The organism is Tardiphaga robiniae (assembly GCF_001618955.1).
In the GTDB taxonomy this organism is placed as follows: Bacteria; Pseudomonadota; Alphaproteobacteria; order Rhizobiales; family Xanthobacteraceae; genus Tardiphaga; species Tardiphaga robiniae_A.
The window spans coordinates 135,310-149,446 of the sequence record NZ_LVYV01000054.1; the positions used below are offsets into that span (position 1 = coordinate 135,310).

General features: G+C 62.4%; 10 protein-coding genes. 5 read left to right on the forward strand and 5 right to left on the reverse strand.

Annotated elements, in window-relative coordinates; translation table 11 throughout:
• The first annotated feature begins 64 nt into the window (after positions 1-64).
• On the forward strand, positions 65-2,155 hold the full coding sequence (locus A4A58_RS26075; protein ID WP_068737708.1) for a molybdopterin-containing oxidoreductase family protein: 2,091 nt from the start codon (positions 65-67) through the stop codon (positions 2,153-2,155).
• 221 nt (positions 2,156-2,376) lie between these two features.
• Here A4A58_RS26075 and A4A58_RS26080 read toward each other — a convergent pair whose 3' ends face one another.
• The 3 genes from A4A58_RS26080 to alr all read right to left on the reverse strand — a co-directional run bounded on the left by A4A58_RS26080 (position 2,377) and on the right by alr (position 6,758).
• Positions 2,377-4,017, reverse strand: coding sequence for a GMC family oxidoreductase (locus A4A58_RS26080; RefSeq protein ID WP_068737710.1), 1,641 nt, complete (start codon positions 4,015-4,017; stop codon positions 2,377-2,379).
• A gap of 327 nt (positions 4,018-4,344) precedes the next feature.
• On the reverse strand, positions 4,345-5,598 hold the full coding sequence (locus A4A58_RS26085) for a D-amino acid dehydrogenase (RefSeq protein ID WP_068737990.1): 1,254 nt from the start codon (positions 5,596-5,598) through the stop codon (positions 4,345-4,347).
• Positions 5,595-6,758, reverse strand: a complete 1,164-nt coding sequence (gene alr / locus A4A58_RS26090) for an alanine racemase (RefSeq protein WP_068737992.1) — start codon at positions 6,756-6,758, stop codon at positions 5,595-5,597. The genes A4A58_RS26085 and alr overlap by 4 nt, the downstream gene beginning before the upstream one ends.
• A gap of 152 nt (positions 6,759-6,910) precedes the next feature.
• Here alr and A4A58_RS26095 point away from each other — a divergent pair, with 152 nt between their 5' ends.
• Positions 6,911-7,387 (forward strand): Lrp/AsnC family transcriptional regulator, encoded by a 477-nt coding sequence (locus A4A58_RS26095; protein WP_068737711.1) that lies wholly within the window; start codon positions 6,911-6,913, stop codon positions 7,385-7,387.
• Between the two features lie 63 nt (positions 7,388-7,450).
• Here the strand turns inward: A4A58_RS26095 and A4A58_RS26100 are convergent, their stop codons facing one another.
• Together A4A58_RS26100 and A4A58_RS26105 are read right to left on the reverse strand one after the other, a co-directional pair.
• Positions 7,451-9,076 (reverse strand): ABC-F family ATP-binding cassette domain-containing protein, encoded by a 1,626-nt coding sequence (locus A4A58_RS26100; protein WP_068737712.1) that lies wholly within the window; start codon positions 9,074-9,076, stop codon positions 7,451-7,453.
• Between the two features lie 91 nt (positions 9,077-9,167).
• Complete coding sequence (locus A4A58_RS26105; protein ID WP_068737714.1) at positions 9,168-10,076, reverse strand: LysR family transcriptional regulator; 909 nt, start codon at positions 10,074-10,076, stop codon at positions 9,168-9,170.
• Between the two features lie 165 nt (positions 10,077-10,241).
• Between A4A58_RS26105 and A4A58_RS26110 the strand changes: the two genes are divergently transcribed.
• From A4A58_RS26110 to A4A58_RS26120, 3 genes are all read left to right on the forward strand, one after another.
• Positions 10,242-11,294 carry an ABC transporter substrate-binding protein gene (locus A4A58_RS26110; RefSeq protein ID WP_068737716.1) on the forward strand — a complete coding sequence of 351 codons (1,053 nt, stop codon included), beginning with the start codon at positions 10,242-10,244 and terminating at the stop codon, positions 11,292-11,294.
• A complete protein-coding gene (locus tag A4A58_RS26115) occupies positions 11,294-12,751 on the forward strand; it encodes an amidohydrolase family protein (protein WP_068737718.1) in 1,458 nt (485 codons plus the stop codon). Before A4A58_RS26110 ends, A4A58_RS26115 begins: the two co-directional genes overlap by 1 nt.
• A 208-nt stretch (positions 12,752-12,959) precedes the next feature.
• Positions 12,960-14,009, forward strand: coding sequence for an ABC transporter substrate-binding protein (locus tag A4A58_RS26120; protein WP_068737720.1), 1,050 nt, complete (start codon positions 12,960-12,962; stop codon positions 14,007-14,009).
• Positions 14,010-14,137: the final 128 nt, after the last annotated feature.

The window sequence follows — 14,137 nt, forward strand, 5'->3', positions numbered from 1 at the left end:
TTGTCGGGCGGGATGCGTAAAACCACGGCTTTTCCTCCAGTAAACTTTTGGCTAGCTTGGCTTCATGAACGTTCAAGCCAAGATCGACATCAAGCACTCCACCTGCCCGCATGATTGCCCCTCTGCCTGCGCCCTCGACATCGAGGTGATCGGCGGGAACACCATCGGCCGGGTCCGCGGCTCCAAGGAGCAAAGCTATACCGCCGGCGTGGTCTGCGCGAAGGTCGCGCGCTATGCCGAGCGCATCCATCATCCCGAACGGCTGATGTATCCGATGCGCCGCACCGGGCCGAAGGGCACTGGCCATTTCACCCGCATCACCTGGGACGAGGCGCTCGACGAGATCGCCACGAAGTTCGACGCGGCCGAGCGCGACTTTGGCGCGGAGTCGGTGTTTCCCTATTACTATGCTGGCACCATGGGTCTGGTGATGCGCGATGGCATCAACCGCCTCGCCAATGTGAAGAAATATTCGCGCTTCTACTCGACGATCTGCGCAACCATTGCCTGGGCCGGCTTTGCCGCCGGCACCGGCAAGGTCGCCGGCGTCGATCCGCGCGAGATGGCGAAGTCGGACCTGATCGTGATCTGGGGTACCAATCCGGTATCCACGCAGGTCAATGTGATGACCCACGTCTCGCGCGCGCGAAAAGAACGCGGCACCAAGCTGGCGGTTGTCGACATCTACGACAACGACACCATGAAGCAGGCCGACATCAAGATCCTGCTGCGACCAGGTACAGACGGCGCCTTCGCCGCCGGCGTGATGCATGTGCTGTTTCGCGACAACCTTGTAGATCGCGACTATCTCGCCAAATACACCGACCACTCGCCCGAGTTCGAGGCGCATCTGGCGGCGCGCACGCCGCAATGGGCCTCAGCCATTTGTGGTGTGCCGGCCGCCGAAATTGAAGCCTTCGCGCATCTCGTCGGCGAAAACAAACGCAGCTATTTCCGCCTCGGCTATGGCTTCACCCGCAGCCGCAACGGCGCCGCGCAGATGCATGCAGCGCTGTGCGTGCCCACCGTTACCGGTGCCTGGCAATATGAAGGCGGCGGCGCTTTCTTCAACAATGCCGCGATCTGGAAATTCGACAAGACGCTGATCGAGGGCCTCGACGTGCTCGACGAGAGCGTTCGGCGCCTCGATCAGTCGAAGATCGGCCGCATCCTGACCGGCGATGCCGAGGCCTTGCATAACGGCCCGCCAGTGAAGGCGATGCTGATCCAGAACACCAATCCGATGACGGTGGCGCCCGAGCAGGCCTTGGTGCGGCAGGGCTTTGCCCGCGAGGACCTGTTTGTCGCGGTGCATGAGCAGTTCATGACCGAGACCGCCATGATGGCCGACATCGTGCTCCCCGCGACCATGTTCATGGAGCACGACGATCTCTATTACGCCGGCGGCAACCAGCATATCTCGGTCGGCGCCAAACTGATCGACGCGCCGGAAGAATGCCGCTCGAACCACGACGTTCTGCAGGGCATCGCCACCCGCCTCGGCGCGAAACACCGCGCTTTCGAGATGCATCCGCGCGACATCATCGACGAGACGCTGCAAGTCAGCGGCCGCGGTGGCATCGAAGGGCTGGAGGCCGACAAATGGCGCGATATCCAGCCGGATTTCCGCACCTCGCACTATCTCGACGGTTTCGCCCATGCCGACGGCAAATTCCACTTCAAGGCGGACTGGTCGAAAGTGCCGATGCCCAATGCCGGGCTGATGGGCGCATGGGACGAGATGCCGTCATTCCCCGACCACTGGGCGGTGATCGAACAGGTCGATGAGGCGCATCCGTTCCGTCTGGCCACCAGCCCGTCGCGCTCGTTCCTCAACACCTCGTTCAACGAGACGCCATCATCGCAGGCCCGCGAGGGTGCACCCAGTGTGATGATGCATCCCGTCGACGCGGCCAAGCTCGGCATTGCCGATGGCGATGCCGTCACGCTCGGCAACACGCGCGGCGAGACGACCCTGACCGCGCGCATCTTCGACGGCCTGCGGCGCGGTGTGCTGATTGCGGAATCGGTGCACCCCAACAAGGCGCATATCGGCGGTCATGGAATCAATATGCTGACCGGCGGCGAAGCGGTCGCGCCCTATGGCGGCGCGGCGTTTCATGACAACAAGGTGTGGGTGAAGAAGGCTTCTTGAGTCAAGAAGCACCGGCCGCGCGCTCCTTCTCCCCGCTCTGCGCGGGGAGAAGGGTGGGATGAGGGGCGTGGCACAAGGCGCAATACAATGGCGCACCATCGGGTCGGCATATGTGAGATCCGAGAGCTGAATGATAAGAGCAAGTTCAGTGGATGCCCCTCACCCGCCCGGCTTCGCTGCGCTTCGCCGGTCGACCTCTCCCCGCAAAGAGCGGGGCGAGGTTAAGAACGGGCATCCCCCAGGATCATATCCGACGCCTTCTCGGCGATCATGATCACCGGCGCGTTGGTGTTACCCGACATCAGGTCCGGCATGATCGATGCATCGATGACGCGCAGACCTTCCAGCCCACGCACGCGCAGGCGCTGATCGACCACCGCCTTCGCATCGTTGCCCATCCGGCAGGTCGAGGTCGGGTGATAGACGGTGCTGCCGCGCTGGCGGCAATAAGCGAGCCATTGCTCGTCGGTCACAGTGCCGGTACCGGGCTCGACTTCCTTGGTCACGAAGGGATTCATCGCCGGCGCGTTCAGCATCTTGCGCAGGATCTTGAGCCCTTCGACATTCGCCGTCCGATCCGTTTCCGTCGCCAGATAGTTGATGCGGATCGCTGGCGGCACCGAGGGGTCCGCGCTCTTAATACGCAGCGAGCCGCGGCTTTCCGGGCGCAACTGACAGACCGAGGCGGAGAAGCCGGAAAACGGATGCAGTTTCTCGCCCATCTTATCGGTGGAGAACGGCAGGAAGTGGATCTGGATATCCGGCGACGCCATGCGCGGATCGGTCTTGAAGAAAGCTCCTGTGGTGCCGGCAGCATAGGTCAGCGGGCCGGTGCGAAACGCCGCGTATTGCAGCCCCATCATCGCCCTGCGAACCGGATGATTGACGAAGTCATTGAGCGTGATCTTCTGCGGACACTCCATCACCATGCGGACCTGCATGTGATCCTGCAGATCGCTGCCCACGCCCGGGGCATCGAGAAGGACCTCGATGCCGTGCTCCTTGAGCAGATCGGCCGGACCGACGCCGGAGAGCTGCAGCAGTTGCGGTGAATTATAGGCGCCGCTCGACACCAGCACTTCCTTGCGGGCGCGCGCCTTGCGCACCGCGCCGTGCTGCTTGAATTCGATGCCGATGGCACGCTTGCCTTCGAACAGGATACGCTGCGCCAGCGCTTCGGTCTCGACGCGAACATTGCCCTGTTTCAGCGCCGGGCGCAGATAGGCTCGCGCCGTCGAGGCGCGACGGCCGCCCTTTGTCGTGGTCTGAAACCAGCCGGCGCCTTCCTGCGTGGCACCGTTGAAGTCGTTGTTCACCGGAATGCCCGTCTCGGCAGCTGCAGCGATGAAAGCTTCCGACAGCGGGTCGGGGCAGCGCGAATCGGACACCGGCAGCGGGCCGCCGACGCCGTGATACTCGCTCGGCCCGCGCGTCTGATTTTCCGCCTTCTTGAAATAGGGCAGCACATCGTCATAGCCCCAGCCGGTGTTCCCCAACTGACGCCAGCGATCGTAATCCTCATGCTGGCCGCGCACATACAACAGTCCGTTGATGGAGCTGGAGCCGCCGAGCACTTTTCCGCGCGGCTGAAACACTGAACGCCCATCGAGGCCCGGTTCGGGCTCGGTCTGATACATCCAGTTGACGGTCTTTTCCTTGAACAGCTTGCCGTAGCCGAGCGGAATGTGGATCCAGATATTGCGATCCTTCGGGCCGGCTTCCAGCAGCAGCACCGAATGTTTGCCGGATGCCGACAGGCGATTGGCGAGCACGCAACCGGCCGAGCCGGCGCCGACGATGATGTAATCAACCTCAATGGCATCAGCCGACGCGCGATGCGTCGACGCAGTTTGACCGTTCATGTTTCCCCCAATTGTTTTAAGCAACTGAAAACGGAAATGGCGGGGATGTAAATGGGCGCGGCCGGAAGCATGGCACGCATGCGGCTAGAATCGTCGCAATGCGAAAGCGGGAGACTGCGTGAGGTAAGCTCCCTCTCCCCGCTCTGCGCGGGGAGAGGGTTGGGGTGAGGGGCGAGGCACAAAGCCCCGAGACGGGGATGCTTTATCGGGTCGACATATGCGCGACCCGATAAATGGTGATTGAGGCTTCGTCCGAGACGGCCCCTCACCCGCCGCGAAAACGCGGCGACCTCTCCCCGCGCAGAGCGGGGAGAGGTTAAGCAAGCATTAAGCGTATCGCGCGATCGCCAGATCCTTCACATCCAGCTCCGGTGCCTTGCCGGAGATCTGGTCGGCGAGCACGCGGGCGGTGCCGCAAGCCATGGTCCAGCCGAGCGTACCATGGCCCGTATTGAGATGCAGATTGCCTAGATGCGTTGGACCGACGATAGGCGGGCCATCCGGCGTCATCGGCCGCAAGCCACTCCAGAACGTCGAGCGCGACAGATCGCCGGCGGTCGGGAACAAATCGGTCACTGATTTATCGAGCGGCATGCGGCGCGGTGCGGTCGGCACTGGGTGATAATTGCCGACTTCAGCGGTGCCGCCGACACGGATGCGGTCACCAAGGCGTGTGATGGCCACTTTGTAGCTTTCGTCCATGATCGTCGATTGTGGCGCAACACTCTCATCGGTGATCGGAACCGTGAGCGAATAGCCCTTCACCGGATAGACCGGCGCATCGATGCCGAGCGGCCGCAACAGCAGCGGCGAGAAGCTGCCGAGTGCCATCACATAAGTATCCGCGGTGAAGACGCCCTTGTCGGTCATGACCTGTGCGACGCGGCCACCCGTGACATCCACCGACTTGATCGTGGTCTCATAGACGAATTTCACACCGAGCCCGGCCGTAATCTTTTCCAGCCGCTGCGTGAACAGATGGCAGTCACCAGTCTCGTCCTCCGGCAGACGCAAACCACCGACGAACAGATCCTGCACACCGGCAAGACCCGGCTCATATTTCACGCAGCCGGCGCGATCCAGCACCTCATAGGGCACGCCATATTGCTTGAGCACGTCGATATCGCCGCCGGTGGCATCGAGCTGCGACTGCTTGCGGAACAGTTGCAGCGTGCCCTGGCTGCGCTCGTCATAGGTGATGCCGGTCTCGGCGCGCAGCGCGCGCAGGCAATCGCGGCTGTATTCGGCGATCCCCACCATGCGTGATTTGTTCAGCGCGTAGCGTGCGCTTGTGCAGTTGCGCAGCATCTGCAGCATCCAGCGCCACTGATGCGGATCGGCCTGTGGCCGCACCACCAGCGGACCGTATTTGTCCATGATCCAGCCGAGCGCCTTCTTCGGCACGCCGGGGCCGGCCCAGGGCGAGGCGTAGCCGGGCGAGACTTCGCCCGCATTGCCAAAACTCGTCTCCAGCGCGGGGCCGGGCTGGCGATCGATCACCGTCACCTCATGGCCGGCCTTGGCCAGATAATAGGACGTGGTAACGCCGATCACGCCCGCGCCGAGAACCAGAACCTTCATCGCACCGTGCCTCCAGACCGAGCGGTCCACCGCACATCGATCTCATCCGAGTAAATTCTCTCATAGCGCTGACCCAACGAGGTCAGCATTTCATAGCCAATCGTGCCCGCGGTTGCGGCCAGCGCGTCGAGCGACTGATGCCCGCCGATGATCTCCACTTGCGAGCCCCGTGCCAACATGCCGGGCGGCAGATCGCCGAGATCGACGGTCAGTGAATCCATCGAGACACGTCCGGCAATCGCCAGCCGCCGCCCACGGAAATAGACCGCGCCGCCATTGCCGAAGGCGCGCTGCAATCCGTCGGCGTAACCAATGGCCAATGTCGCCAACCGCGTCGGCTTCGTCGCCTTGAAATTCCAGCCATAGCCGACATGGGCATCGGCTTCGATCTCGCGGGTCTGGATCACCTGCGCGGTGAGCCGCACCACCGGCAGCATCGGATTGCATTGCGCGGGATTGGGATTGAGACCGTAGAGCGCAGCACCAGGGCGGACGAGATCGTGATGGTAATTACGGCCAAGAAAAATGCCTGAGGAGTTGGCGAAGGATTTTCGCGCACCGGGAAAGCGCTTCGCAAGCGTCTGAAACGCTGCAAGCTGATGCGCATTGGCCGGATGCTCCGGCGTATCGGCGCAGGCGAGATGGCTCATCACCACCTGGATATCGAGAACCGAGGTATCGTTGCCGGCAAGGTCGGCGATTTCGCGTGGCGACATGCCCAGTCGCGACATGCCGCTATCGACCTGAACGACTGCCGGCAGAATCCGGCCGCGTTGCCGCGCCTGATCAGACCAGGCTTGAAGCTGTTCGCGCGAATTGAGCACCGGAACAATGCCGGCTTCGACGCAGTCACGCTCGCCGCCTGAGGGCAGACCATTGAGCACATAGATCGCGACGTCGCGGGGCAGATGCGTTTGAAGGTCCAACGCCTCGTCGAGATGCGCCACGAAGAAGGTGCGGCAGCCGGCCCAATAAAGTGTCGGCGCGACGCGATCGGCACCAAGGCCGTAGGCATCGGCCTTGACCACACCGGCACAGGTGACGCCGGGGCCGACCCGCTCGGCCAATAGCCGGTAATTGCGTGAGATCGCTTCGAGGTCGATGGTCAGCACCGCGCTCGCGTGCCGCGTGCCCGTTCCGCCTGTCCAAGGTGCCAGCATCACATCCCCCGCCGCGAATGATCGCAACGGCAGTATCTCACCTTCCGCATGCCGCTTTACGGCGATTCCGGCCGCTGCTACGGTCATAAACGGTGATTATCGGCGTCAATTTACGTCCGCGTAGAGAAATCCTGCGAATTTTTGCGAGAACCATGGCAAGCGACCTCGATTCAACCGACCGCAAGATCCTTCGCGAGGTCGTCCGGGATGCCCGGATCAGCCAGATGGCACTGGCGGAGAAAGTCGGCCTGTCACCCACCGCCTGTACCCGGCGGCTCACGGCCCTGGAAAAGAAGGGTGTCATCAAGGGCTATGCCGCCGAGATCGACGCATCCGAGCTCGGCTACATGATGACGGTCCACGTCCACATCACGCTCGACAAGCAGAGCGAGGATGCGCTGTCAGCCTTCGAGCGCGAGATCGCCAAATGCCCGGATGTCGTGTCCTGCTACCTGATGTCGGGCAATGACGACTATCTCGTCCATGTGCAGGCGCGCGACATGGAAGACTATGAGCGCATCCACAAGCAGCACCTCTCGCGGATGCCCGGCGTGGCGCGGCTGCATTCAAGCTTCGCGATGCGCAGCGTGGTGAAGCGCGGTGTCTCGGTGTCCGCGCTGACAGGCTGAGCTTGCTTAACCTCTCCCCGCCTAGCGAAGCTTCGCCGGGCGGGGCGAGGGAAGCAGGCGCGCTTAATTCGGATGCAGCCCCGGCGCTTCCTGGCCGGTGCGTTCGACATATTCAGTATAGCCGCCGCCATATTGCTGGATGCCGTCCGGCGTCAGCTCAAGCACGCGGTTCGACAGCGCCGCGAGGAAGTGGCGATCATGCGACACGAACAGCATGGTGCCTTCGTAATCGGCGAGCGCCTTGATCAGCATTTCCTTGGTGGCCATGTCCAGATGGTTGGTCGGCTCGTCGAGCACCAGGAAATTCGGCGGATCGAACAGCATCTTGGCCATCACCAGACGCGCCTTCTCGCCGCCTGACAACACGCGGCAGCGCTTCTCGACATCGTCGCCGGAGAAGCCGAAGCAGCCGGCGAGTGCGCGCAGCGTGCCCTGGCCGGCCTGCGGGAATGAGTCTTCGAGATTCTGGAAGATCGTGCGCTCGCCATCGAGCAGATCCATCGCATGCTGCGCGAAGTAACCGAGCTTGACGCTGCCGCCGATGGTGACGTTGCCGTTGTCAGGCTCGGCCGCGCCAGTGACCAGCTTCAGCAGCGTCGACTTGCCGGCGCCGTTGATGCCCATGACGGCCCAGCGTTCCTTGCGACGCACCGAGAAATCCAGCCCTTCATAGATGGTGCGGCTGCCATAGGCTTTGTGGATGTTCTTCAGGCTGACGACGTCTTCGCCCGAACGCGGCGCCGGCAGGAAGTCGAACGACACGACTTCACGACGCTTCGGCGGCTCGACGCGCTCGATCTTGTCGAGTTTCTTGACGCGGCTCTGCACCTGCGCAGCGTGCGAGGCGCGGGCCTTGAAGCGCTCAATGAACTTGATTTCCTTCGACAGCATCGCCTGCTGGCGCTCGAACTGCGCCTGCTGCTGCTTCTCGTTCATGGCGCGCTGCGCTTCGTAGAATTCGTAGTCGCCCGAGTAAGAGGTCAGCGATCCGGAATCGATCTCCATGATCTTGGTGACGATGCGGTTCATGAACTCGCGGTCATGCGAGGTCATGAGCAGCGCGCCCTCGTAACCCTTGAGGAAGCCTTCGAGCCAGATCAGGCTTTCGAGATCGAGATGGTTCGACGGTTCGTCGAGCAGCATCACATCCGGCCGCATCAACAGGATGCGGGCCAGCGCCACGCGCATCTTCCAGCCGCCGGACAGCTTGCCGACGTCGCCTTCCATCATTTCCTGCGTGAAGGACAGACCCGCCAGCACTTCGCGGGCACGGCCTTCCAGCGCGTAGCCGTCGAGTTCCTCGAAACGCGCCTGCACCTCTCCGTAGCGCTCGATGATGGTGTCCATATTGTCGGCCTGGTCCGGATCGGCCATCGCCGTTTCCAGTTCCTTCAGCTCGGTCGCGACCACGCTGACCGGGCCTGCGCCCTCCATGACCTCGGCGACGGCGCTGTGGCCCGCCATTTCGCCGACATCCTGGCTGAAATAGCCGATGGTAACGCCGCGCTCGACCACGACCTGGCCTTCATCGGGTAGTTCACGGCCGGTGACCATGCGGAACAGGGTTGTCTTGCCCGATCCGTTGGGGCCGACCAGCCCGATTTTCTCGCCCTTCAGCAGCGCGCCGGCGGCTTCGATGAAGACGATCTGATGACCGTTCTGCTTGCTGATATTGTCGAGGCGGATCATTGGGGACTATGGGCTCACGGGACAGGGGATCGAGGCCTGCCAATAAGGCATCCGGCCCGCCCAAGGAAGGATATTTTGCACCGCAAAAGAGCTAAGTGCCTGCCCGCATCTCGCTCAGGCTCTTCATCAGGATTTCCGCGAAAGTCGCCGCGGCTACCGGTAGCGTGCGACCGCGCAGCTGGCACAGCACCAGATCGGCGGTGGGCACATCGCGGGTATCGATCGGGCGGCCGACCAGCCCCATGCCGAGGTTCCCGGTGGGGGCCCCTATCTCGATCTGGAACGAGATCATGTCGCAGCGAAACACCAGCCCGCGCAGCATCTCGAAGGAGTTTGATTCCGCGAGCATGTTGAGGCGCAGATCGCGCCGGGTCGTGACCTCATCGAGAATTTGGCGGCCGCTCAAGGTCCGATCCGGCAGGGCTGCGGGATAATCGACACAATCGGAGAGGCGCAGCATTTTCTTGGCCGCCAGCGGATGATCCGAGCGGGTGATCACCACGAGACGCTGGGGAAGGCTGGCGATGACGCGCAGTGACGGCCACATCGCCGGACGATGCACCAGAGCGAGATCGACGTCGTAAGCCGCCAGCGCGGCCAGCGCGCGCTCGTGATCCATCACCTTGAGGTCGAACACCACTTTCGGATGCTTCTTCTGGAACGCAGCGACGCGCAGCGCCAGAAAATCCAGCGCCAGCGCCTGGCTGCAGGCGATCTGGATCGGACCGCGCCGCAGACCTCTGAGATCCTCGACCTGCGATCTCATCCGCTCGGCATCGGCAATCTGGCTGCGCGCGTAGCGCACGAACATCTCGCCGGCGGTGGTCAGCTTCACGCCCCGCGGCCGGCGCTCGAACAAAGGCGTGCCGATTTCGGCTTCGAGGTCCTGAATGCGCCGGTTCATCGCGGAAGGCGTCAAGTTGAGCAGTTCCGCGGCGCGGCGGATCGAGCCGGTGCGAGCCACTTCGACCACATGGGTCAGTAACCGCAGATGCCTCATTGCTCTCGCCTCTCAAGTGATGCCTTTTTCACACCGGTCACTGGAAAAGATAGCAGCAGATGTGACCACTCGAATAGGTCTATCCTGATTCACACAGGAAGATAGTCGCGAGAGCGACGTCGCCCACCGACCAATCATGTCACGTTTCGCAACAGGAAAGCATCGATGACCGAACGCCGGGCACTTCGTGGATTACTGACGCTCGTGTTAGCCTTGGGCGTAGCCGCAGGAACACTCACTTTTGCCCAAGCTGCCGGGCCAACCAAGATCAAGTTTACCCTCGACTGGAAAATCCAGGGTCTCCATGCGTGGTACTACTGGGCGAAGGCCAAAGGGTACTTCAAAGATGAAAATCTCGACGTGACGATCGATCAGGGCGAAGGCTCGGCGGCGACCGTCACGCGAATCATGTCAGGCGCTTATGACGCCGGCTTTGGCGATATCAACGCCATCATTCAGAACGCCGCCACCAAGCCGGACGATGCACCGGTGATGGTCTACATGATCTATAACAAGACGCCGTTCGCGCTGCTCAGCAAGGCGGATGGGCCGATCAAAACTCTCAAGAATCTCGAGGGATCCAAGCTTGCCTCGCCTTCCGGCAGCGCGTCGCTGAAACTACTGCCGCTGCTCGCCAAGCAGAACGGCATCGATTACAGCAAGATCAGCATTCTGCAGGTTTCTCCGGCCTTGCAGGAACAAATGCTGCTGCAGGGCCAGGTGGATTCGATCGCGGTGTTCGCGGCCACCAGCTATCTCAACCTGGTGTCGCTCAAGGTCGATCCCGACAAGGACTTCCGCTGGAATTTTTATTCTGACGCCGGCCTCGACCTCTATTCCAACGGCGTAATGGTGTCGCAGAAGCTGCTGAAGGGACATCCGGAGGCGGTGAAAGGTCTGCTGCGCGCCATTAACCGCTCGATCAAGGAAACCGTCCAGGCACCGGACGCCGCCATCGACCTGCTCGCCACCGAGGAACCGCTGATCAAGAAGGATATCGAGAAGCGGCGCCTGACCTACGTCTACAACAACTTCATCAACACGCCAGAGGTCGGGGATCTGGGCCTCGGCGAGCTCGATCAGAAGCGCCTGGGTTCGGCGATCTCCACCATCGTCACCTCGTTCGAACTGCCGCGCACGCCGAAGCCCGACGACGTGTTCAACAATACGTTCCTGCCGGCCAAGCCCGACCGGATGCCCCCGACCATCGCGCCGTAATGACAACGGCTCGCCCCACCGACGCGCCGCGTCGCTTCACCTGCGCTCATGTGCTTGGCCCGGACGGGCCGATGCCCGGCGCGCAGGTGATCGCGCTGCAGGACGGCAAGATCCAGTCGATCGCACGGACAGCTGAAGCAGCAGAGCCGATCATGGCGCTGCCCGCTTTGGTCAATGCCCACGACCACGGCCGCGCGGTCCGCACCAGCTCCATCGGCGCCGACGCCAAGCCGCTGGAGTCCTGGATCCACTATCTCGCATTGTTTCCTGCGGTCGATCCCTATGTAGCGGCCTGCGTCGCGTTCGCCAGCAGCGCGCTGGGCGGTGCCGGTATCGTCATGAACCATTACACCCGCGTGCAGGGCTTCACTGATCTGCCGACCGAACTGGCCGAGGTATCGCGCGCGGCACGCGATGTCGGCGTGCGCGCCGGCCTCGCCGTGGCAATGAGAGATCGCAATCCTTTGGTCTACGGTCCCTCGGAACCTGTGCTGGCAGCGCTGCCGCCGGCCGTTCGGGCGGAGATCGCGCAGCGCTTCATGCGTCCGGCGCTGTCGCCGCGCGATTACATGACGCTAGTGGACGAGATTGTCTCCGCCGCCGATGGCCCGAAATTCGATGTGCAATATGGTCCCAATGGCGTGCAGTGGTGCGGCGACGCGCTGTTGCAGGCGATCGCTGAAGCCTCGGCACGCACCGGCCGCCGCGTCCACATGCATCTGCTCGAGACCAAGTATCAACGCGAGTGGTGCGACGCCAATTATCCTGGCGGCGTAGTCCGCATGCTGGACGAGATCGGTCTGCTGTCCCCGCGGCTGACATTGGCACATTGCGTCTGGGCCCGGCCCGATGAACTCGAACTCATGGCCGAACGGGGCGTCGTCATTTCGGTCAATACCAGCTCCAACCTGCATCTGCATTCGGGCCTGGCTCCCATGACCCGAATGTGGACCGCCGGATGCCGGGTCGCCCTCGGCATCGACAGCAAAGCACTCGACGACGACAACGATGCACTGCGCGAGCTCCGACTGTCACATCTGCTTCATGCCGGCAGCGGTTTCGATCAAGTCGTGACCCGCCACCGTGCACTGCATGAGAGCGTAAGCAACGGCCGCTTCGCCGTCACCAATATCGCCAGCGACGGCGGCCTGCGCGACCGCGCCGATGCGGACATGCTGCTGCTGGACTGGAACGCGCTCAACGACGACGCGCTGCACAGCGATCTCGACCCGATCAATCTCCTGTTCTCGCGGGCAACCGCACGCCATATCCGGGAGGTGATCGTCGCCGGCCACACGATCGTGCGCGATGGGCATGTCACCGGGATCGACTTCACGGCCGCGCGGCAGGAGATTCTGGCGCAGATGCGCGCCGGCATGCCCTCTGGCCAGAACCTTGCTGGGGCCCTCGCCGCGCTCGACGGCGTGATTACCGCAAGCTTTTGCGGATGCTGCTGACGCGCCTGCGCCTCGCGGTTCTGCAAGCGCCGGCGCGAACGACGCGTTATCTGGACGATTCCGAGTGAAGCCTTTTTTGCACCGCTTAAGCAAAAAGATAGCAGCAGATAAGCGCACTCCGATGGGCTTAACTTTGCTCCTGAGGGCGGCCGCAGGCAGAAACACCCCACCGGTCGATCGTGTCACTCTTCTCAACAGGAACACACCGATGACCGGATGCCATGCATTTCGTCGATTGCAGACGCTTGCCCTGACACTGATCGTGACGGCCGGATCGTTTGTCGCCGCGCAGGCCGACACCAAGATCAAGATGGTCCTGAACTGGAAGTACGAAGGTCCGCAGGGCATGTTCTTCCTGGCGCAGGATCGCGGCTACTTCAAAGCGGAAGGCCTCGACGTCAGTTTCGATCAGGGCAACGGGTCCGGCGCAGCAGTGCCGCAGGTCGCCAACGGCGCCTATGACATGGGGTTCGGCGACATCAATGCGCTGATCGAACTTGCCGCCAAGAAGCCAGACGAAGCGCCCATCGGCGTCTACCAGATGTACAACCGCCCGCCCTTCACGGTGGCGGTGAAAGCCGACAGCCCGATCAAGACCCCGGCCGATTTCGTTGGCCGAAAGCTCGGCGGCGCGGCCAACGACGGCGCGCTGAAGCTATTCCCGGCGCTCTGCGCGGCGACCAAGATCGACTGCACCAAGGTCGAGGTGACCAACATGCAGCCGAACCTGCGCGAACAGATGCTGATGAAGGATCAGGTCGACGGCGTGTTCGGCTACATCACCACCATCCGCTTCAGCGCCAGGCTGATCGGCATCGATCCTGAAAAGGAGATCCGCTTCATCAAATTCGGCGACTACGGTATGGATCTGTATTCCAACGCCATCATCGTCTCGCGGAAGTTTGCCAAGGAAAACCCCGACGCCGTGAAAGGCTTCCTCAAGGCGCTCAACCGTGGCGTCAAGGATGCCATGGCCGATCCGAAAGCCGCCATCGAGGCCGTGCAGAAGCGCGAACCGCTGATCAAGCCGGAGATCGAACGCGCGCGCCTGGAAGCCACGCTGTCCGACGAAATGACTTCGCCGGAAATTTCAAAGATCGGCCATGGCGACATCAACGACGAACGCATGAGCAAGGCGATCGATATCCTCGTCAGCGCCAAGGAGCTGCCACGCACGCCGAAGGTCGGCGACGTATTCGACCGCAGCTTCATGCCGCCGCTGGCCGATCGCCCAACGGCCATCAAGGCCGCGATGTAACGACGAACCGGCCCCTCAGCATCATCGCCTCTCAACCGTCATTGCGAACGAAGCTAAACAATCCAGTCTTCCTGCGCTCGTGGCTTCTGAATTGCCGCGTCGCGTCGCTAAGGGGAAAGCCGGTAAGC